Here is a 21,105-nt window from a genome sequence, read left to right as displayed (position 1 = left end):
TATTCACAATCTATAGGGTGAAAGTCCCGAGCGGTGAAGTTAGTATAGCCGTTAGCTGAAAACAAGGGTGTCCTTCGCGAGGAGGAATCTGAAGGAAGTTGGAGGCAAATTTCTGGTCTGAGGAACACGAATCACATGAGGCTAATGCAAACTGGATGAGTTTGCTAATCAAAACAAAATCCGTACTAACCGAAGGGTGTGTTAGTAAATGTGGCAGATATATGGAAAGAAAGAGTGTGGACTTACCCAGGGAGGTCTCGCATCCTAAACCAAACGCTACTCAGTGATGAGCAGAGGGGATGAGAGAAGTCAGCAGAAGTCATAGTACTGAAATTATTTTTTTTTCAGGAAGGGCTGAACAATAACAGTTTTGTAAACTATGAGACCTAAGAGTACGAAAAAAAAACTAGACAACCTCGAAAGAGGGCTTATCTCAGGAGGATAAAGTGGAACTTAAAAGTAATGAGAGAGCAGTTAGTGCTCAAGGGATTCAACAAGAGCAAAAGCAAAACACAAATCAACTGATGGAAGAAGTGGTATCGTATCCGAATATGATGAAAGCTTATGGTCATGTTAAAAGTAATAATGGAAGCCATGGGGTAGACGGTATGAAAGTTTCTGAGTTCTCAGAATGGTATCTCAGGTACTTAGAAAACCTCACCCAAGAGCTGCTAGAAGTGACGTACAAGCCTAGTCCAGTAAGAAGAGTGGAAATACCAAAAGACAATGGTAAGACTAGAAAACTAGGAATACCAACGGTCATAGACCGAGTAATTCAACAAGCCATTAATCAAGTGCTATCGCCAATATTTGAGGAGAAATTTTCAGAATACAGCTATGGATTTAGACCAGAGCGTAGTGCCCATGATGCACTTCAACAATGCAAACGGTATATAGAAGCAGGTTACACGTGGATAGTAGATATAGACTTAGCATCATACTTTGACACAGTCAACCATAACAAACTTATGCATCAAATGTACCTAGAGATAGAAGATAGCAGAGTTTTAAGACTCATCAGGAAATATCTTCTATCAGGAGTTGTAATAGATGGTAAATATGAAAAGACTCGACAAGGGGTTCCACAAGGAGGTCCATTATCGCCATTGCTTAGCAATATAATGCTTGACAAGTTAGATAAGGAACTAGAGAGAAGAGGGCATAAGTTCGTTAGATACGCTGATGACTGTTCAATCTATGTAAAAAGTAGAAAAGCAGCAGAGCGTACCTTAACGAATGTAACCAAATTTCTTGAAAAGGAATTAAAGCTTGTCGTCAATCGAGATAAAAGCAAAATTAGTCGACCCTGAAAGACCAAATTTCTAGGGTACTCCTTTTACATATCTGCTAATGGTGTGCAATTTAGAGTGCACCAGAAAAGCAAGAAGAAACTCAAAGAGAAAATCAAGGCACTGTTAACAAGTCGAAAAGTACAAAACATCAAAACTTTGTATATCAGACTGAAAAGAATGTGCCAAGGTTGGATTAATTATTTCATACTTGCAAATATGAAGCAATTCTTAATGGAGCTAGACCAATGGATAAGGCGAAGAATAAGAATGATATATTGGCGGAGATGGAAAAGGATAAGGACTAAAATTCGGAACTTAACAAAACTAGGGTGTCCTCCTCAGAAAGCATACGAGTATGGAAATACTAGAAAGGGAGCATGGCGGACAGCTAAAAGTCCCATACTCCATAAAACGATAACAAATAAGAGACTAGCAAAAGCTGGTCTCTTATCACTGCATTCTTACTACATTAGTAGGCTTGGTTATTGAACCGCCGTGATACGGATCCGTACGTCCGGTGGTGTGAGAGGTCGGCTAATCAACTAATGATTAGCCTCCTACTCGATTCTTTTTGCTAAAAAGAATTATTATTAGCTTAAGGCATCTGTAGCCAAGATAAAAAAAACATACCATTTACTACCATATGTGCTATAATTGGTGTTATTAGTGTTTTTGTTTTGTTATAGCTATACGCTAATAGAGTTCCCATAATCCATATCTGTGGTATATAGTATATATCTAAATGAAGTAATGAAAAGATTAAACCGCTTAAAATAAGAGATGTAACTGTATTGAAATGTTTAGCTAGTGTTTTATAGATAACTGCTCTAAACATTAACTCTTCTGCTACTGGAGCAGTTATAACAATAGCTAAAAAGACTAAAACAGCATTTTGTTTTGTAATGTTGTTAATTATTTGGGAACCGTTCTGCGCTGTTACATCTACTCCTAGTGTATTATAAATAAATAACATAATTAAACCGACTAATAAATTAACTAATAAAACTACTAAACCCCAAGATAATCCATTATTAATATGATCTTTAAAACCCATATTAACAACTATCATTTTCTTTTTTACAAAACTCCATTTATAAATAGCTATTATAATAAAAATAGAGATTAGGTTATGAGTGATATTTAATATAGTTATATTGTTGGCAGATATACTTACATTTATTGATTTTAAGTAAAGTAAAAAAAAATTTAGAATAACTTGAATTAAAAATGAAAAACTAATTGATAAAAATAACTTTAGCCAGGTTAGTTTAGTACCCTCATTTTTTAAATAGTTTTTTGAAAGTAAATAAATTAACTTATTCATAACCAATCCTTTCCTTGTTCCTATATATGTCTATAATAGCATCTACTGGTATTGATAATTTTATGCAAGTTATTGATTTTAATAATTATAAAATTTTTATTATTATAAATAAGCAGTAATTATTTGTTTATTTTTACCACTATAAAAAGTATAATTAAAATAAGAATAAATATAATCACATTTTACAACTAATTTCATTGTAAATATATATATAAAGACAAAATAAATAGATTAACACTGATTAGTTTGAGAGGATTGGCTAAAATGGATAGCATAAATAGAAATAAGGGACAATATGTTTTTGGTATTAATATAGGTTATAGTTCGATAACTTGCTCTAGCTATAATAACGAGACAGATAAAGTATTAAATTTTAAAGATAATCAAGCAACTACATTTGCAACTCATGTAGTTATTGAAAAAAGCTCTGGACAAATGTTATGTGGTAGAGATGTACTAAATGATTGGGATGATTTAAACAGTGATTATTATGTGGTTTCTTCTATAAAAAAGATTTTATGTGATTCCAAACCTGTAAAGGTAGGTAGTTTTGAGTACACAGCAAGTGATATTACTGCATTTTTATTAAATGAGCTAAAGGAAAAAGTAAAAAATAGAACTCAAGGGGTGCTTATTGAAAAAGCAGTATTTGCTATAGACAATGACTTTACACCTTTGGCTAGAAAAAATCTTAGAGAAGCAGCCAAAAAAGCAAAAATAGAAATAATTCATATGGTACATGAGTGTATAGCTTCAATCTATAGTAATTTTAATAATATAAAAGAGTTAAAAAATATTTTGGTTATAGACTGGGGCGCAACATCATTAAGTTTGATGTTAATAAAAAATGAAGGCGGCTTTTTACAAGAAGTATTTCAATCACAGTTAAATATAGGTGGGGATAATATTAATGAAAGTTTGGCTAAATTTATTCATAATGATTTAATTCTCAATGGAAATGCAAATAAAATTTTTGTAGACATAGATAATAACTGTCGAAGAAAACTAATTAATAAATGTGAAAAAATAAAAAGACAGTTGGTTAAAAGAGCTATATCAGAGCTTAGTATAACAAACTACGGAAATACAATAGGTTTAAGAAGACATATAACAGACGAGGAATTACAACAGGTAATTTGTCCAGTAGTGAAAAAGGCTATAAACTTTGTTGAAGATACTCTAAAAGGTTATGAAATAACCCTAAATGATATTAGCTGTATTGAGTTTGTAGGAGGTAACTTTAATGCACCATATATTAAACAACAGTTTATAAACAAGTTTAATAAAGAGGTTAAAAGCAATAATAACTATCTGTATAAGGCTAGTATGGGAGCTGCAAAATTAGCACTTTTACATGGTAGATATTATACATCCAACTCATTAAACGTAATGCTTTCTGAGGGTACTTTATTTGAATTGGTAAGCCCTAATAAAGATTTAGACTTTATTGAAGATGAACTAAATTTTGCAGTAGTAGAAGATTGTGATGATGCTTATTTTATTTTTTGTGATAGTGATGGCAAACAAATAGGATATATGAAGGTTCCTGTATATGGATTTTTTATGGAAAAGATTGTTGTAGATATATGGGCAGATAATAACAATGTTGTACATGTAAGAGCTTGTAGTAATCGTAAAACAAATGAGTATGCTAAAGAATGGCAATATATAATGCCAAAGTTTAAGTATGAGTTGCCAAAATACTAACATAGTAGGTGATTTAGGGTGTTGAGAAAATCAAATGTGAAGCTGTGCAGTAATATTAGTTTGCTCACCAGTGAGCTATTAAACGACACAAAATTCCATTCAAAAGTTAGGGGAAGAAAGGCTTTAGCATATTTAGCTAGTAAAATTAACAATAAAAGCAATTCTGCTTTAACTTTAAATAATCTACAGGTAGCAGAATTGACTCATGCAGGAGTAACCTTGGACAATTGCAAACACAAAAATTCATGGGGCTTAGTTGTAGATGAAAATAATGAGTTTTATGTAGAGTGCAGGTGCCATTTATCTGAATGCCCTCAGTTTAAAGAGTGTTTGAACAATAAAATTTATATGAGTGATGTTATTAAAAAAATAAATAATAATCAAAAAGAAGATTTAATGGAAAAAATTATTATTGATATAATAAATGATTGTGATGTTATTGAAAAAAGTATTAACTATGCTGATAAAGAGGTTAGTAATATGAAAATGAATACTAACCTTACACATTTAAGTGAGCAAAAATCTAAAATTGATAAAGTAGAAAATGAGTTTTTAATGAGTTGTTTAGTATCAATTGAAAGAATTTCTGGTAGTATTGAACACTTAAAAGATATAACAGAACGTTTAGGTAAAGATGTAAATGAAATAAGAATAAGACTACATGCTAAAATTACAGATAAAGACGTTAAGTGAAAATTACCTTTACATATATTAATACCAAAAATTACATGGAGCTTTAGTATAAAAAAATGTTTTTAACGAATATAAAGCTTATAACTAGGAATACTATAAAAGCCAAGATTAATAAAGCATAATATTAAATATTTATATTTACGAAACAACAATTTTATTGTTGTTATTACCCCAGTAAACGGTAATATATGTACTATATAAATAAGTGATTATTATAAATTAATTTTGGCATTATACGAGGCCGGACTTTTCCGGCCTCTTTTTGATATTAAGTAATACACCAATCTATAGAGCTTTTATTATTGTTGATTAAAAAATCATTAGCAAGTTTAAAATGATTACAACCAAAAAAACCTCGGGAGGCAGATAAAGGACTAGGATGAGCTGCTTGCAGAACTAGGTGCTTTTTATTGGTGATTAAACAGCTTTTTTTTCGGGCATTATTACCCCATAACATAAACACCAAAGGCTGCTCTTTTTCATTTAGTAATTCAATAGCTTTATTAGTAAGTTTTTCCCAACCCCTATTTCTGTGAGAATTAGGATTGCCTGCTTCCACAGTAAGAACACTATTTAACAAAAGCACTCCTTGTTGTGCCCACTTAGTTAAATTACCATGAGGAGCTATTTTACATCCCAATGTATTTTTCAATTCTTTATAAATATTTTTAAGTGAACGTGGAATAGACACTCCTACTTTAACTGAAAAGCTTAAACCATGAGCTTGTCCAAAGCCGTGATATGGATCTTGTCCTATAATAACAACTTTAACATGATTATAATCTGTTAAATCAAAGGCTCTAAAAACATCTTTTTGAGGTGGATAAATTACTTTACTAGCATACTCCTTATTTAAAAATTGCTTTAGTTCAATATAATATTGTTTGTTAAGTTCTTCTTTTAACATGTTATGCCAATTGGTATTAGTAATATTAATTTTTCTCTCTCCTAGTAGTTAATTTTTCGACAAAATGATTAATTGAGTGTAAAAATTAGTCAAATGAAAAAACCTTTTGTTACTAAAAGCATACTACAAAAAAACAAACAAAGGTATATATAGATTGCTTTTTGTAGTAAATTAGTACTAAGCTTTAGGAGTGTTTACCTATGTTTCAAAAAAAAATTAGCTCTAATATTGTTAATGATAAAAAAAAGCAATACAGTGATGAGAATATTACTTACTCTAAGAGGCTTCAAAAACCCAACAAAAGCAGAAACAGGCGTAATGTTATTAAACTACTACAGGAATGGCAGAGTAGGCAGAAAAATAAACCTATAGAGGTTGAGCAAAAATACTATTATACAGATGAAAAAATTGTTGTAGAAAAGAATAATATTATAAGTAAAAAACAAGAGGAAATAAAACTAAAGGGTTATTAAAAAAGTTAAATTTAGAGTGATTTTTGTGTAGTAATAAAATATTAAATAGATGAAAATATCATAAATATATTAAGAGTAGATAGTTAAAAATTTAGCTATTTACTCATTTTTTTATCTTTTTAGGTAGTATTATTGTGTATAATAAAACTAAGCTAGTTTAAAGCTGCCTGAAACAAAAAACTTAAAAAAATCGTCCTATTATTGAGATGTTAATTTTTGCTTTTACTAAAGACTAGACCAAAAAATTGATTAATCACTGTAAAAAATTAAACAAGATATTAAACCTTTGCAAGTAAAAATACTTACCCTAAATAATATTGAAGTAAACTAAGTAACAATATTATAAGATAAAGTAATATTGATACCAGTAGAGTTTTTTAGTCACTGCTTAGAATTTAAAATTAATTGGAGCAATGATGATATTTATATTAATAATGATTAGGTAAAGTGGTTTTAGTGAATAGAAAAGCTAAACTACTATAATATAGTTAAGTCATAATAGATAATATGATGTACTTAACCTCAGAATTTCTAAAAAAAATAATTAATGCCGATATAAACTATAATGAGTTAAATAAACAACTAATAATAAAGATTAAACAGCTACATAGGGAGAATTGATGATGAAAAAGATAATATTTTTATTGGTATTTTGTATACTATTTATTCCAGCAGTTAAGGCAGAAGCGGAGGATTTAAAGTATGAACTTAGAATAGAAGACCCTGTTATAAAGTATGTTGATGGTCAATTAATAAAAAGTATAGATGGTTTTGTAATAGATACATCTACAAATAATATATCAAATGCCCTTAATGGACAAAAAATATATGATAAAAGAACAGGATTAACTGCAAAGATTGATGGTGGACATTTTAAACTGTCTATTTTAACTGCTTCATCTGGTAGATATGATTTAGAAATGGTTTTATCAGATTTGATAAAGAATATAGGATCAACAATTTATTTAGATGTAAATAAAAATAATGTTAAAGATAAAGAAGAGTATAGAATATTAATGCCTTTCTATGCAGTTATACCTGAATTTGAGCTTGATAATAAAATTGAATTTAACTGTGGTGAAAAAGGTTATGTAAGTATATCTGGTAAAATATATAATTCCGATAAGCAAGATATAGGAATTAGATATAAGGGTGAACGCTTTATAGATACTGTTCAAGTCAGAAATAATGGTAGTTTTGGTTTTTTACTTAATAATAAGATCGATTTGGATCATGGAGGTACTTTGGAGTTGGTTTTAGAAATGAGACCAGAATATGATTCAGGTGATGACGTAATAAAAAGATATGAAGTTGTAATTGCAACAGGAAAGGTGAATCATTTAAAACTTAATGCAACATTGAGTCACAGCGTTATTCCGCAAGGTACTTTAAACACCAATTTTAGAATAATGGTTAATGATTTGCCCAATTGGTATTATTATAAAGACAAATTAAATGAAGATTATATATTAGTAGCAAAATTATACGACTATAAAGATGATGAAATAACTAAAGTAGGTAAATCTGGCTTACTTATTAATAGTGGTAAGAGTGAATTGTTAACATTTACTCCATTTAGTAGAACGGCACTTAATAAGCTAACAATTGGTAGTTACAAAGTCGTTGTAGTTTTGAAGAAGGTAAAAGATTGCGGATATACAGTTAGTGAAGATATCTATATGAATAGCTTTGAAATAAAAGTCACATCATCTGAAGGAGATATCTTGGTTGGAGAAGATTTGTTCATTGATCGAGATTGTGGATCTTTAATAGTTGATTTAGGTGGTATAGATTATAGTTCTCCATATGATGACATTGTTTATTATAAAGACGGTAAAGCAATAAAAAATGAAAAGTCACAAAAACAGTTAATCGGGGGATATGTATTAAAATATTTCTCTCCAGGACAAAGACCAAAAATTGTACATACCTTACTTAGTGATGAAGATAAAAAAACTCCATATCCGTCTTTATTACCAGCTGGACTATCACAGGCTCAATTCTTAGGAATAAGCAAATCAGTAGTAAATATACCTTTATATCAAGGTGGCGAATTTAGGTATATATTAGATGTTTATGAAATTAATAATGGAAAATACCAACGTTGTTATACGAAAAATGGTCACTTTAATTTAAATGGTTTTCAGGTCTCTGTTAAAGAAAATATAGTTTACCCTAACAAAAAAGTTGAGCAAATTATTACTGTTAAAGATGAGAATGGCTATGCTATTAATAATGCCATAATTTATATTGGTAAAAATATATATGGTGTAAACCACCCTGAAATACGGAGATCAATGTCTTACGCTTTAGATGAAAATGGTAAGTATGCAGGAGAAAAAGGATATATGTTTATTGACTCTGCTACTTTAAATATTGTTGAAGGCATTTATCGTGTTAGTAACTGGCACGCTGAGGGTAGTGGATACCTAAATGTTGTTGTGTATCGCCAAAATATGGATGGGTCGGTTACTAGAATGGCAGTTTTAGATAAAGCTATATTAGTAAAAGGAATAAACGCCTGGAATGTTCAAATCAGTGAAACTAGTACAAGGCCTGGGGAAGAAAAAATATACTACCTAAATGTTTATGATGGAAATGGAAATGTAGTTATTCCAGATTCAATAGATATACTAGAAGATGGTATTGGTTGGAGAACTATAAATTCAATAGAGATAAATTCAAATATTACTAATGATGGCATAAGAATAATCCATACATGTAGGAATGAAACGGTTGGAGATTTAGAGTTTGTACCTAAAAATAAATATAGTTCAAATACAGGATCCGTAATTGTTGAGGTTATAAGACCTGAAATAAAATTTATGGGTAGTGAACTGCCAATAATCACTCAAGATTTTATTAAAAGTTTAGAATTCTCAGTTATAGATCCTAAAACAGGTGAACCAGTATATGAAGACTTATATTATGAGTTAATTGATTGCGGAACAAGTGTAGAAGGTGGACTGTACGACTCCTCTGATGCTTTAGAAAACAAACTAGATAAACTTGCTGGTAATAGTGTATACAAAGTTTATGCATTAATTAAGAATCTAAACTTTGAAGAGATTAATTATGCAGGAGTTAGCCCATTACTAAGAATCAATATGGTTTCTGATGACACTGGTGGAGATATAAAGTTAATTGATATCCCTATAGAAAAAGCTAAATTATATGTTACACCAATAGAGGTGTTTGAGAATACAAAAGATATTGTTATAACATATGTTGATGCTATGGGTTACCCAATAAAAGATAAACTAATAAAAATTAATTATAGAAAGTGTGGTAACACTGATAATGAAGGAAAAATACATTATTATATTGCAACTAAAGCAGATTCATTAAGTGTATTGGGGGATACTGACGTTAAATATAGATTTGTTGAATACGAAATAAACATAAAAGATACAATGGAAGATTCTGTGATTAATAATAAAATAGTAAGCGCTCAAAATATTGTTAAACAACCACGTGTTACAATAAGATTAACTCATAGTGAAGAAATGCTCCATATTTTTGTAAATGGTGAAGATCAAATGCTGAAAAGACCTGCGAATTTCTACATGGCAAAGGTTAATAATTTAAAACCAGGTAATAATGAAATTAAGGTTGATATATACGATAGGAAGCATATGTCCTATAGCGAAACAATAACAGTATTTTACGAAAAAGATTTTGAGCCAATAGTTTTTAAAATAGGAGAAAAAGGTGTTTATGGAACCCCTGTGTTAATAAATAATGTTACTATGGTGCCAGTAAAATTTGCTGAAGATTTAGGCGCAGAAATGAGCTGGAATAGTAATACTCATACAGTTACGTATGTAAGAGGAAATAAAGAGATAACAATGACAATAGGTAGTAGCTACGCTATGATAAATGGTAAAATGAGTAAGTTGCAAATGGCACCATATTATAACGATGAAGGTAGAGTAATGGTACCATTACGAATGGTTGCCGATGAGCTAGGTTTTAGGGTTAAATACAAAGGTGCATTTGAGCCAATTGAGATTCGTAAATAAAAATTAACATAGGTTTAATTTAATAGTAAGGAGAGCAAATGAAAAATAATAAGGGTTTTACTTTGTTAGAAATACTATTGTTTTTAGCCTTATTATCATTAATTGCTGTAATAGTAGTTCCTATAGTTCATGAGTCTCGTAAAAAAACTACAGTACAACAATTAAAAAATCAAATGATAACTTTACTGCTAAATATTCATAATAGCTTAGCAGAAAAAGATATTAGTAATAATCCGTTAATAATTAATGGAGCAAAGTTTTATAATTCACCATACTATAAAAACGATGATGAGCTAGTAGCTTTTCTTGCTGCTAAAAATATAAACATGGCAAGCTATTTTGCTCTAGAACTAAAATGTAAGGAAGATAGGGGCAATAAATTTATAGACATTACTGTTAACTACCCTGGCTATAAAAATAACAAAGTTAGCTTGCTCAATAATATTACTTTAGAAGATGTGTCCCAAGGATTTAGGAGACCTCTTAATAGTGTTCAAACTTTTAATGATTCAACTGGATGTATTTGGTCGTATTATAAACACAAAATAACTAGTTTTGGTAATAAAAGTATAGAATTAAATCAATTAGCTGTAGGTTTAAGATTGTATGACTTAAATGTTAATCATACAGTTATTACAGAGTTACAACTGCAAAATTTTTTAAGATAAACCAAAAAACTTGAACTAGTGATATATATAATGTATAATGTCTCTAATCTAATATAGTAGAGGCTAAGATTAGGAATGCTATTTTGAAGTGTAGAAGAGAGGTTGCTCTAGGCTGTAAGGCAACTTACACAAATTTATAGGAATCACCTAGGAGCCTATATTCTGAACTTTAGTAAGAGTATACGTAAAATGCGTTAAATTTAAGAGAGCTAAACTTATTATTAGGTTTAGAACTAGGGTGGTACCGCGGTTATTATCGTCCCTGGGTAAGAAATTACTCAGGGATTTATTTATTTTAAAGAGGTGATAAAAATGATTTTTCCGCAGTTGAAAAATGAATCTGCTTATCAAACAGAGCAAAGAGTTGCTGATTATTGGGATGAAATTAATTTATTAGAAAAAAGTATTACTGAAAGAAACGGTGCTGAGAGTTTTGTATTTTATGAAGGACCTCCAACAGCTAATGGTCATCCTGGTATCCACCATGTTATCTCAAGAACCCTTAAAGATACTGTTTGTAGATATAAAACTATGCAGGGTTATCAGGTTAAACGTAAAGCCGGCTGGGATACACATGGTTTGCCGGTAGAAATAGAGGTTGAAAAACAGCTTAAGCTAAGTAGCAAACAAGATATAGAAAAATATGGGTTAGCTGAGTTTAATAAAAAGTGTCGAGAATCTGTCTTTAGTTACGAGGAATTATGGCGTAAAATGACACGTGAAATGGGTTATTTAATTGATTTAGATGATCCATATATAACTCTTGATAATAATTATATTGAATCAGTGTGGTGGATTTTAAACGAGTTTCATAAAAAAGGTTTTATTTATGAAGGACATAAAATCTTACCTTATTGCCCTCGTTGCGGTACTGGTTTAGCTAGTCATGAGGTTGCTCAGGGTTATAAAGAAATTAAATCTGATACTGTAGTTGCCAAGTTTAAAGTTAAAGACGAAGATGCTTATTTCTTAGCTTGGACTACTACTCCTTGGACACTCGCTTCTAACGTTACTTTAGCAGTTAATGCTGATGTAGATTATGTTAAGGTACGGTCAGAAGAAGATAACACAGTATATATTTTAGCTAAAGACTTAGCCTCTCATGTGATAAAAGGTGATTTTCAAGTATTAGAGACCTTTAAGGGTAAAGATTTAGAGTATAAAGAATATGAGCAACTTATGCCATTTCTAAAGACCGATAAAAAAGCATTCTTTGTTACAGTCGCAGATTATGTAACTACATCTGATGGAACTGGTATTGTTCATACGGCGCCTGCCTTTGGTCAAGATGACTATGAAACAGGACGTAGATACAACCTACCTGTATTACAGCCTGTAGATAATAGCGGTAAATATACAGCAACACCATGGCAGGGTATGTTTGTTATGGATGCTGACCCAGAGATAATTAAGTATTTGCGTGCTGAAGGTAAAATGTATAGTAAACAGCGAATGGAACATAACTACCCTCATTGCTGGAGATGTAAAACTCCTTTGCTGTATTATGCCCGAAAAAGCTGGTATATTGAGATTACTAAAATTCAGGATAAACTAATTGAAGCCAACAATCAAATTGAATGGTACCCACCCTACGTTGGAGAAAAAAGATTTGGTAACTGGTTAGAGAATTTAAACGACTGGGCTTTATCTCGCAGTAGATATTGGGGAACACCTTTAAACATATGGAGATGTGATTGTGGACATTTTGATACAATAGGTTCACGTAAAGAGTTAGTGGAGAGAGCTATTGAGGATATCGATGAAAGTATAGAGCTACACCGTCCTTATGTCGATGATATTCATTTAACATGTGAAAAGTGTGGCAAACCTATGACCCGTGTTAGCGAAGTAATTGACTGCTGGTTTGATAGCGGTTCAATGCCATTTGCTCAACATCATTATCCATTCGAAAATAAAGATAAGTTTTTCGAAAAATTATATCCAGCTGATTATATAAGTGAAGGAATTGATCAAACTCGAGGCTGGTTTTACTCATTACTAGCAATTTCAGTATTTTTGACAGGTAAAGCGTCTTACAAAAGAGTTTTAGTAAATGATTTAATTCTTGATAATGAAGGACGCAAAATGTCTAAGTCAAGAGGTAATACAGTAGACCCATTTCAAATGTTTGAGAAATACGGTGCAGATGTATTGCGTTGGTATTTACTATATAGTTCTGTTCCTTGGTTGCCAAAGCGTTTTGATGAGGACTCAGTTAAAGAAGTTATCAGTAAATACTTTTCTACCTTAAAAAATGTATATAAATTCTTTGCTCTTTATGCTGAATCAGATAATATTAATCCTAGAGAATTTGAGATTAAGGTCGAAAATCGTCCTGAGATTGATAGATGGATAATCTCTAAATATAATAATTTAGTTAAAGATGTAAATCAAGCAATGGATGATTATAATTTAACTCAGGCGGTTCGCAGACTGCAGCAGTTTGTAAATGAAGATTTATCAAACTGGTTTATTCGTAGGAATAGACGCAGATTTTGGGCAACAGAGCTTACAAATGATAAAAAATCAGTATATAAAACAACATATGAAGTTTTAGTGGGTATTAGTCAGCTTATGGCTCCTATTTCTCCATTTTTAGCTGAAGAGCTATATAAAAATTTAACAGGAGAGCAGTCAGTACACTTAAGTACTTATCCTAAGAGTAACAGTAGTTTAATTAATGAATTAACTGAAAAAAGAATGGATTTAGTTAGAGACTTAGTGAAACTAGGTAGATCTGGTCGTGAATCAGTTAAAATTAAAGTGCGCCAGCCAATTTCACAGGTACTAGTTGATGGAAAGTATGAAAGCCTCATTGGTGATATGGTTGATTTAATTAAAGAAGAACTCAATGTGAAAAAAGTGGTATTTACTAACGAACTTTCACAATACATGAGTTTTAGTTTAAAGCCAAACTTTAGAGTAGCTGGACCTATGTTAGGTAAAAATGTAGGGGCTTTTAATAAACAGTTAAATCTACTAAATGCATATGAAATTGCGATGAGCCTTGAGAATGGTGAAGAACCTACAATTAAAGTTGCGGATACAGTTGTTAAGTTAAATAAGGAACTTATACAAGTCAACTTGGCAGCTCGAGAAGGCTTTACAGTGAGCATGGAAAACAACTTGTTTATAATTTTAGATACACAATTAAGCCAGCAGCTAATAAATGAAGGTTTGGCTAGAGAGTTTGTTTCTAAAGTTCAGCAAATGCGTAAAAATAATGGCTATGATGTAAGTGATAGAATCAGCATTTATTTTAAGTCCACTGCTGAAGTTGCTACAGCATTACATGAATATAATGAGTGGGTTAAACAAGAAACACTTGCTGATGCACTGCAAGAAGTAAATGAAAATTTAGAAATAATAAACCTTAATGGTTATGAAACAGGAATAAAGTTAGCTAAAAATTAATGTATAAAAAGGGACTATCCCCTAATGAACGCACCCCAATTACAAGACGTAAAGTCTAGGGAATGGGGTGTTTTATTATGTTATTATACTTGCATTAATAAAAATATACACAAGTACAGGATAATATCCAAAAGTGAACATTGTGAAAAACTAAAACTAAAGTAGCTGATAATATTTTTACAAAACTATCATAACATCAAAAAAAGTAGCTTATTTTTTAAGATTATGATATTGTTCTTAGGTGTAATATTTAAAAGGTGATATTAATGTAAATAAAGTATTGTGTAGTTAAACAAAAGCAAAAATCACCGATAAACTAATATACATACTATAATTTTTGAGTTATAAGGAGAGAATATGAGATTTTATAAAGTGCTTTTTTTGTTATTATTTATTATTATAATAATATTTATTGGCCTTAAACAAAATATTAATAGCCCTATTATGGCAAGCTCCATTAATAATTTACTGAGTACTATGCAACCAAGAAGTATAGTAATAAATGATGGTGACAAGGTATCTAATATTCTTACAACAGCATTAACAGTGGGTGATTTATTAAGAGAACAGCAGATTAGTCTTAACGATGAGGATATTATTTTACCCAGTATAAAGCAAAGCCTTAATACGGTTAAAAGTATTACTATACTGCGAATAACTAAACATACATATATTGAGAAAATTAATACACCATATCAAGAAAAGAGAATTCCTGATGATAGCCTCTATATAGGAGAAAAAAAAGAAGTTGTTGGTGGAGAAGAAGGCATAATAGAGAGAAAAGTAATGGTAACAAAACTCAATAATAAACCAATTAAAGAGCAAGTTTTTTTTGTAACAGAAATAAAAAAGCCTATAAATAGGGTGATAAATTTTGGAACTGACACTACTATAACTATTAATAATAAAGAATATAAAGTATTAAATTGTTTAAATGTTAAAGCAACGGCTTACACAAAGTATTATGAATGTACAGGAAAAACACCCAGTCATCCAGACTTTGGTATTACTGCCAGTGGCCTGCCTGTAAAAATTGGTCATATTGCTGTTGATCCTAAGATTATTGCAATGCATAGTAAGGTATATATAGAGGGACAAGATAAAGTTGGCAATCAATATACAGGAATATATACTGCAACAGATACAGGTGGAGCTATTAAAGGAAATAGAATAGATGTTTATATGGAAGATACCGATGAAATGTACATATTTGGAGTAAGGCAAATGAGAGCCTTTGTTATTGAAGAAAAATAGCCTAAAAACAGTACTAAAATCTTTGTTTTTAAGCTATTATAGTTTTTATTTTTTTAGAAAACTACTAATATGAGATTCTTGACCCCTGTATAGTCTTACGAAATTTAATCTATGCCTATACATGCTAATAGAAATCATTAATATAGTAATAGATATAGCAAAAATTGAATAGTCATAAAATATTATTAAAAAGCAAAACATAGGAAGAATAGCAAGTGTTCCAATAAAAATATAATCAGAGATAAGTGCTGTTATAACAATTGATAATAAACAAATTAGGCCAATAAAGGGGCTTATTCCGAATGTCATTCCAATAAAAGTAGCGGTTCCTTTACCACCCCTAAAGTTCATAAAGAAAGGATAACAGTGCCCTATAAATGCACCTGCACCAGCAGCAAACCAGACAATAGTTAAGTCTGGCCATAATAATTTAGCAATAAAAACAGCCAAAAATCCTTTAAGGATATCAAGTAGTCCTACTATAGCTCCAAACTTCCATCCTAATACTATAACTGTGTTAGATGCCCCTGCATTATTAACACCATGTTCTCTAATGTCTATATTTTTAAATAACTTGCCCAATATATAGGAGCTTTGAAAACAGCCAAATATATAACCAATTAGTGTGGATAAAAAAATGTTAAGCATTAGCAGTCCTCCCTCTGTATTTTACATAGTTAAATTATAAACGCTAATAATGTATAAGTAAATTACAATAATATAAATTCACTAAATTATTAGAAGACTGCAAATATTATAAAAATACGTGTTCAACAAAGATCTTTAGTCCTAGTGAAACCAAAATTAAACCACCTAAAATATCAACAAATCCACTTAAATTAGATATTTTACTTAGTTTACATCCTAAAAAAACTCCTATAAAAGAAAGGCTAAAAGTAAATAATCCTATTAATAGTGCTGGCATAATAATTGATATTCCTAAAGAAGATAAGCTAATTCCAGCGGCAAGAGCATCAATACTTGTAGCAATAGCTAGAGTAAATAGCAACCAATTACTTGTTAATGATAATGGTTCTTTATCACCTTTTATGCCCTCTTTTATCATATTAATACCAATAAAAGATAAGAGTATTAAAGCAATATAATGATCTACAGCCTCAATATAGGCACTAAAAGTAGAGCCAACAAACCAGCCAATAGCCGTCATAAGGGCTTGAAATAAACCAAAAGCTATACTGGCTCTAATGGCATTTTTTAATCTTTCTGCTGGGTTGCTGATGCCACAGGTAATAGATACCGCCATAGCATCCATAGATAAACCAACTGCTAACATCATAGTTGAATAAATTCCCACAAATAATCCCCCATTAACTTATTAAATAAATAAGTTTACTCTTTTAAGATATACTAAAACACAATAATATATGACACGGATACCATAATATTAAATTGTTACAAAACATTAATTTTTTGTCTGCGTATATTAAGATATTATAAATATATAGGCATGTCAATTGAAACTTTTTATTAATTTTGGGTAGTAACTTAATTATCAATAAATATATTAACTTAAGAGTAGTAGAAAAAAGTTTCATAATGTATAATATAAACAAGCTTGACAACAAGATAGTTACTTTTTACTATAAATATTCTTTAAAAATTTATCTTCTACTTAAAGGGGGCGGTTAAGCATTGAACAATTTAGATTATATATTTATTGGCTTAATAGCTATATTAGCACTGTGGGGTTTCTTAAAGGGATTTTTAGCTAGTGTTATTGGTTTAGGTGGATATGTTGCTGCTTTTTATGGGGCAAGAATTTGGGGTGAAACAGTAGGAACTTGGTTTAAAAATACCGGAATGATAAATTCATTACAAAATACAATCAACTCAAACTTAGCAAGTATAGGGGTTAATGGCATGGATCCTGAAGCTACTTCTACTGTGCTTAATGACCCCAAAATTGGTTCAGTTATTGTAAATAATCCAATATATAAAGCCTTGTTTGATAGCCAAGCAGTAACTACAAATGCCAGTAATGGTGTAACAACATTATTAATTAATATAGTCTGTACATGTTTAGGATATATATTGGTGTTTTTAGCAATTAAAATAGCAGTTGGCTTAATAGGCAGTTTAGTTTCCGCAGCCTTAAAAACATCTCAAACTATGAGCTTTGCTGATCGTCTTTTAGGTTTTATTTTAGGCTCAGCTATGGGAGTGGCTTTATCAATAGCAATTATTACATTTATTATTCCTATCGTTATGTCATATAGTACTAAAGTTGCCGATCTTGTTCATAACTCAGTCTTAAGTGCAATACTATTAAGGATAGCTAATTTAATAATATGAAAAATAACGATTATGTAAAATATAAATTAAGTAATGGTGATACTCTAAACTTTGTAAGTAAACAGAGTCTGTTTTCGCCAAGGAATATTGATAAAGGTACCTTGGCAATGTTACAAAACATAACTGTTAGCTCGGAAGATAAGGTTTTAGATTTGGGTTGTGGTTACGGCTTTGTTGGAATATATTTAGTTAAAGAGTTTGGTGTTAATAATATTACTATGTGTGATATTGATGAAAATGCAGTATTATATAGTAAACAAAACATAGAAATAAATGACGTAGATATTAAAAATATTATAGTATCTGATGGCTTCAGTAACATTAAAGATAATGATTTTACATTAATACTCTCTAATCCTCCTTATCATACAGATTTTAAAATAGCCAAAGGTTTTATTGAAAATGGCCATAAATCGTTAGTTATAGGTGGCAAAATGGTAATGGTGGTAAAGAGGTTATTATGGTACAAAAATAAGTTAGCCGCAGTTTTTGGTGGAGTTAAAGTAATAGCAGAAACAGATGGATATTATATACTAATAGCAGAAAAAAGATCACAAAAACGACCACCTAAAAAAGAGAAAAAGATCAAACAAAAGCACTTAAAACGCTTAGAAAAAAGTAAAAAGAGAAAAAGAAAAAATAGGTAATAATTAAAATAAACGACTTGAAGTAGTTTATAATTTGTACAAGTATTTTGTCTATATTATTATTTAATCTTTAGAAAAATTATTGCCCAGGAAATTACCATAAAAAATACATTTATATAAAAGCTATTGCATTTGTAAAATTCAGTGTAATAGCTGTTTTATTTTTTAATAATTCTAAGATTAAAATGTTTATAGATATAAAAAAATATTAAATAAGATTACATTAGCAACAATATTGAAAGACTATTTTTAGTATATAATAAGATTATAATATTAAAAATGGAGGGAAATCTGGTGCAACTTATTGACTATAATACCATTGGTGAGATGTTACAAGAATTAGCTAAATTTGGTAGAACCCCAGAGGGGGGTGTTACAAGATACTCGTTTACGCAAAACGATATGAAGGCACGTGAGTTGGTAATAAAGTGGATGAAAGAATGTGATATGTCAGTAAGGGTTGATGAAGCAGGCAATATAATTGGTAGATTAGGTGATTATAATAAACCAGCTGTTGCTTTAGGATCTCATATTGACTCTGTACCCAACGGGGGTATTTATGATGGGCCGTTAGGTGTAACTACAGCTATTGCAATAGCAAAAAAACTTAAAGAGCAAAACATTAAACCAGTTAACCCTCTTGAGATAATTGTATTTAGCGATGAAGAAGGGGCTAGATTTGGTGGTGGTTTATTTGGTAGCAAGGTAATGACAGGTATTTTAGAAGAAGATGCTTTGTTTCGAGTAGATGAAAATGGAATATCTGCCTTTCAAGCCTTACAAGATTTTGGTCTTGATCCAAGTAAATTAGCCAATGCTCATAGAAGTAGTTCTGAATTTAAGGCCTATATTGAGGTTCATATTGAGCAAGCCCATGTGCTTGAAGAATCTAACTTAGGCGTAGGAATAGTTAAAGGTATTGCTGGTCCAGTACATTTTTTGGCTGAGTTTACAGGTAAAGCTGACCATGCTGGAGCGACCCCTATGACAATGAGAAAAGATGCATTATTAGCTGCCTGTGAGGTAGCTTTAACTACCGAGTCTATTGCTAAGCGCGCTGGTGAAACAACTGTAGCTACTGTGGGTAAATTAGAAGTGAGCCCTGGCGCTACCAATGTTATACCCGGAAAAGTTGTAATGAGCTTTGATGTAAGAGATATTAATCTTACAAATAGAGAATGGGCTGTTATGGAGATTAAGCAAGAAATAGCGAGGGTTGCAGAAAAGAGAGATTTAGACTATGAGATAACAGAACTATCTGCTGTAGCACCTGTTTTATTAAGCGAGCAATTAGTTGATATTTGCGAAATAACAGCTTGTGAGCATGGTATTGAAGCTCTAACAATGATTAGTGGAGCTGCCCATGACGCTATGAACATGACTAAGCTAACAGATGTAGTAATGCTGTTTGTTAAAAGTGTAGCTGGCTTGAGCCACTGCCCACAGGAATACTCTTACCCCGATGACATAAAAGAAGCAGCCAATCTTTTATACTTTGTAGTAAAAAAATTAATTGAGCAATAAAGGAGCACAAAAATGAAGATTTTACTAACAGGATATGAACCATTTGGTGGAGAATCAATTAATCCTTCTTGGGAGGCTGTTAAACAGTTTAAAGGAAGAATAGTAAACGGTGCTGAAATAGCTGTAGAGGAAATGCCAGTTGTTTGGAATGAAATTGATGAAGCCTATTTAAAGGCAATAAATAAACATCAACCAGACGTAATGATATGCGTAGGGCAAGCAGGTGGTAGAAATGCTATTGCTATAGAAAGAGTTGCTGTAAATAGAGCTAATGGTAAAGATAATAAAGATGTAGAAAAAAACGAAGCAGTGGTAAAAGAAGATGGAGCAGATGCATATTTAAGTACCTTACCGATTTCAGAAATGAGCAAAGCTGTGTGCGAAGCTGGTATTCCTTGTTATATTTCTAATACAGCTGGTTTATATTTATGTAACTATATTTTTTACTCAGTTAGACATTATGCAGAAAAAAACAATGTAGATTTAAAATCTGTTTTTATTCATATACCATATATTCCCGAGCAGATTGCGGTGAAAGCACGCCCTGCGAAATTCCCAAGTATGGATTTAGGTTTAGTGGTTAAAGCTCTAGAGCAAATGTTAGAGGTAATAACAAAATAAATATGAGCAAAAAAGGGGCTGTCGCACTAACTCTACAAAGACAAGACCTAATTAAACTAATATAAACATAAAAGACTACAGATGAAGGTGCTGAGGCGTAAGGATTATCATAAACCTGCCACACCTTCTTTTCTCTTTGTGCACTTGGTGGTTTCTAAAAACATTAAATATTTACCTGAAGCTTGATTTTTAATCCTCAAATATTGTTGTTACATTAAGCTTTAAAAAACATACTCTCCAATTAGT

General features: G+C 30.9%; 17 protein-coding genes and 1 other annotated feature. Of the genes, 13 read left to right on the top strand and 4 right to left on the bottom strand.

Going from position 1 to position 21,105, the window contains the following annotated elements; genetic code table 11:
• The first annotated feature begins 446 nt into the window (after nt 1-446).
• Together ltrA and IMX26_RS17920 are read left to right on the top strand one after the other, a co-directional pair.
• Nucleotides 447-1,310 (top strand): group II intron reverse transcriptase/maturase, encoded by an 864-nt coding sequence (ltrA, locus tag IMX26_RS17925; RefSeq protein ID WP_243259109.1) that lies wholly within the window; start codon nt 447-449, stop codon nt 1,308-1,310.
• Between the two features lie 45 nt (nt 1,311-1,355).
• The gene (locus IMX26_RS17920; RefSeq protein WP_347707862.1) at nt 1,356-1,781 is read left to right on the top strand and encodes a group II intron maturase-specific domain-containing protein; all 426 of its coding nucleotides are present in this window, start codon (nt 1,356-1,358) and stop codon (nt 1,779-1,781) included.
• 106 nt (nt 1,782-1,887) lie between these two features.
• Here the strand turns inward: IMX26_RS17920 and IMX26_RS11350 are convergent, their stop codons facing one another.
• Nucleotides 1,888-2,616 (bottom strand): CPBP family intramembrane glutamic endopeptidase, encoded by a 729-nt coding sequence (locus IMX26_RS11350; protein ID WP_195158503.1) that lies wholly within the window; start codon nt 2,614-2,616, stop codon nt 1,888-1,890.
• Nucleotides 2,617-2,880: 264 nt separating this feature from the next.
• On the opposite strand from IMX26_RS11350, the gene IMX26_RS11345 reads away from it, so the two are divergent.
• Nucleotides 2,881-4,323: an Hsp70 family protein gene (locus tag IMX26_RS11345; protein ID WP_195158502.1), complete on the top strand. Its 1,443-nt coding sequence runs from the start codon at nt 2,881-2,883 to the stop codon at nt 4,321-4,323.
• 21 nt (nt 4,324-4,344) lie between these two features.
• Entirely contained in the window at nt 4,345-5,016 is a 672-nt protein-coding gene (locus IMX26_RS11340; RefSeq protein ID WP_207729279.1) for a hypothetical protein, read from the top strand.
• Between the two features lie 268 nt (nt 5,017-5,284).
• On the opposite strand, the gene ung is transcribed toward IMX26_RS11340, so the two are convergent.
• Nucleotides 5,285-5,953 (bottom strand): uracil-DNA glycosylase, encoded by a 669-nt coding sequence (ung, locus tag IMX26_RS11335; protein WP_195161389.1) that lies wholly within the window; start codon nt 5,951-5,953, stop codon nt 5,285-5,287.
• A gap of 170 nt (nt 5,954-6,123) precedes the next feature.
• Between ung and IMX26_RS11330 the strand changes: the two genes are divergently transcribed.
• The 5 genes from IMX26_RS11330 (at nt 6,124) to IMX26_RS11310 (ending at nt 15,754) form a co-directional block, all read left to right on the top strand.
• Nucleotides 6,124-6,396: a hypothetical protein gene (locus IMX26_RS11330; protein WP_195158500.1), complete on the top strand. Its 273-nt coding sequence runs from the start codon at nt 6,124-6,126 to the stop codon at nt 6,394-6,396.
• A 623-nt stretch (nt 6,397-7,019) separates the two neighbouring features.
• Nucleotides 7,020-10,418, top strand: a complete 3,399-nt coding sequence (locus tag IMX26_RS11325) for a copper amine oxidase N-terminal domain-containing protein (RefSeq protein WP_195158499.1) — start codon at nt 7,020-7,022, stop codon at nt 10,416-10,418.
• Between the two features lie 38 nt (nt 10,419-10,456).
• Entirely contained in the window at nt 10,457-11,086 is a 630-nt protein-coding gene (locus IMX26_RS11320) for a prepilin-type N-terminal cleavage/methylation domain-containing protein (RefSeq protein ID WP_195158498.1), read from the top strand.
• A 56-nt stretch (nt 11,087-11,142) separates the two neighbouring features.
• Nucleotides 11,143-11,353, top strand: a binding site (T-box leader).
• A gap of 45 nt (nt 11,354-11,398) precedes the next feature.
• Nucleotides 11,399-14,500, top strand: coding sequence for an isoleucine--tRNA ligase (ileS, locus tag IMX26_RS11315; protein WP_195158497.1), 3,102 nt, complete (start codon nt 11,399-11,401; stop codon nt 14,498-14,500).
• A 357-nt stretch (nt 14,501-14,857) separates the two neighbouring features.
• Nucleotides 14,858-15,754 (top strand): 3D domain-containing protein, encoded by an 897-nt coding sequence (locus IMX26_RS11310; protein WP_195158496.1) that lies wholly within the window; start codon nt 14,858-14,860, stop codon nt 15,752-15,754.
• A 45-nt stretch (nt 15,755-15,799) separates the two neighbouring features.
• On the opposite strand, the gene IMX26_RS11305 is transcribed toward IMX26_RS11310, so the two are convergent.
• Both IMX26_RS11305 and IMX26_RS11300 read right to left on the bottom strand, forming a co-directional pair.
• Nucleotides 15,800-16,402, bottom strand: coding sequence for a glycerol-3-phosphate acyltransferase (locus IMX26_RS11305; RefSeq protein ID WP_195158495.1), 603 nt, complete (start codon nt 16,400-16,402; stop codon nt 15,800-15,802).
• A gap of 106 nt (nt 16,403-16,508) precedes the next feature.
• Entirely contained in the window at nt 16,509-17,069 is a 561-nt protein-coding gene (locus IMX26_RS11300) for a manganese efflux pump MntP family protein (RefSeq protein WP_195158494.1), read from the bottom strand.
• Nucleotides 17,070-17,407: 338 nt separating this feature from the next.
• Here IMX26_RS11300 and IMX26_RS11295 point away from each other — a divergent pair, with 338 nt between their 5' ends.
• From IMX26_RS11295 to IMX26_RS11280, 4 genes are all read left to right on the top strand, one after another.
• Entirely contained in the window at nt 17,408-18,067 is a 660-nt protein-coding gene (locus tag IMX26_RS11295) for a CvpA family protein (RefSeq protein WP_195158493.1), read from the top strand.
• Nucleotides 18,064-18,714: a methyltransferase gene (locus IMX26_RS11290; RefSeq protein WP_195158492.1), complete on the top strand. Its 651-nt coding sequence runs from the start codon at nt 18,064-18,066 to the stop codon at nt 18,712-18,714. The genes IMX26_RS11295 and IMX26_RS11290 overlap by 4 nt, the downstream gene beginning before the upstream one ends.
• Nucleotides 18,715-19,008: 294 nt before the next feature.
• Nucleotides 19,009-20,238: a Zn-dependent hydrolase gene (locus IMX26_RS11285; RefSeq protein ID WP_195158491.1), complete on the top strand. Its 1,230-nt coding sequence runs from the start codon at nt 19,009-19,011 to the stop codon at nt 20,236-20,238.
• Between the two features lie 12 nt (nt 20,239-20,250).
• Entirely contained in the window at nt 20,251-20,859 is a 609-nt protein-coding gene (locus IMX26_RS11280; protein WP_195158490.1) for a pyroglutamyl-peptidase I, read from the top strand.
• Nucleotides 20,860-21,105 lie beyond the last annotated feature (246 nt).

The sequence above is a fragment of the Clostridium sp. 'deep sea' genome, from assembly GCF_014931565.1.
GTDB lineage: Bacteria > Bacillota > UBA994 > PWPR01 > PWPR01.
This window is presented reverse-complemented; position numbering and strand designations above follow the sequence as displayed.

What these genes read in the sequence shown, in the direction of transcription:
- IMX26_RS11290 (WP_195158492.1), top strand. Translation starts at nt 18,064, where the DNA reads ATGAAAAATAACGATTATGTAAAATATAAATTAAGTAATGGTGATACT.
- IMX26_RS11280 (WP_195158490.1), top strand. Translation starts at nt 20,251, where the DNA reads ATGAAGATTTTACTAACAGGATATGAACCATTTGGTGGAGAATCAATT.
- IMX26_RS11325 (WP_195158499.1), top strand. Translation starts at nt 7,020, where the DNA reads ATGAAAAAGATAATATTTTTATTGGTATTTTGTATACTATTTATTCCA.
- ileS (WP_195158497.1), top strand. Translation starts at nt 11,399, where the DNA reads ATGATTTTTCCGCAGTTGAAAAATGAATCTGCTTATCAAACAGAGCAA.
- IMX26_RS11305 (WP_195158495.1), bottom strand. Translation starts at nt 16,402, where the DNA reads ATGCTTAACATTTTTTTATCCACACTAATTGGTTATATATTTGGCTGT.
- IMX26_RS11345 (WP_195158502.1), top strand. Translation starts at nt 2,881, where the DNA reads ATGGATAGCATAAATAGAAATAAGGGACAATATGTTTTTGGTATTAAT.
- IMX26_RS11320 (WP_195158498.1), top strand. Translation starts at nt 10,457, where the DNA reads ATGAAAAATAATAAGGGTTTTACTTTGTTAGAAATACTATTGTTTTTA.
- IMX26_RS11330 (WP_195158500.1), top strand. Translation starts at nt 6,124, where the DNA reads ATGTTTCAAAAAAAAATTAGCTCTAATATTGTTAATGATAAAAAAAAG.
- IMX26_RS11350 (WP_195158503.1), bottom strand. Translation starts at nt 2,616, where the DNA reads ATGAATAAGTTAATTTATTTACTTTCAAAAAACTATTTAAAAAATGAG.
- IMX26_RS11310 (WP_195158496.1), top strand. Translation starts at nt 14,858, where the DNA reads ATGAGATTTTATAAAGTGCTTTTTTTGTTATTATTTATTATTATAATA.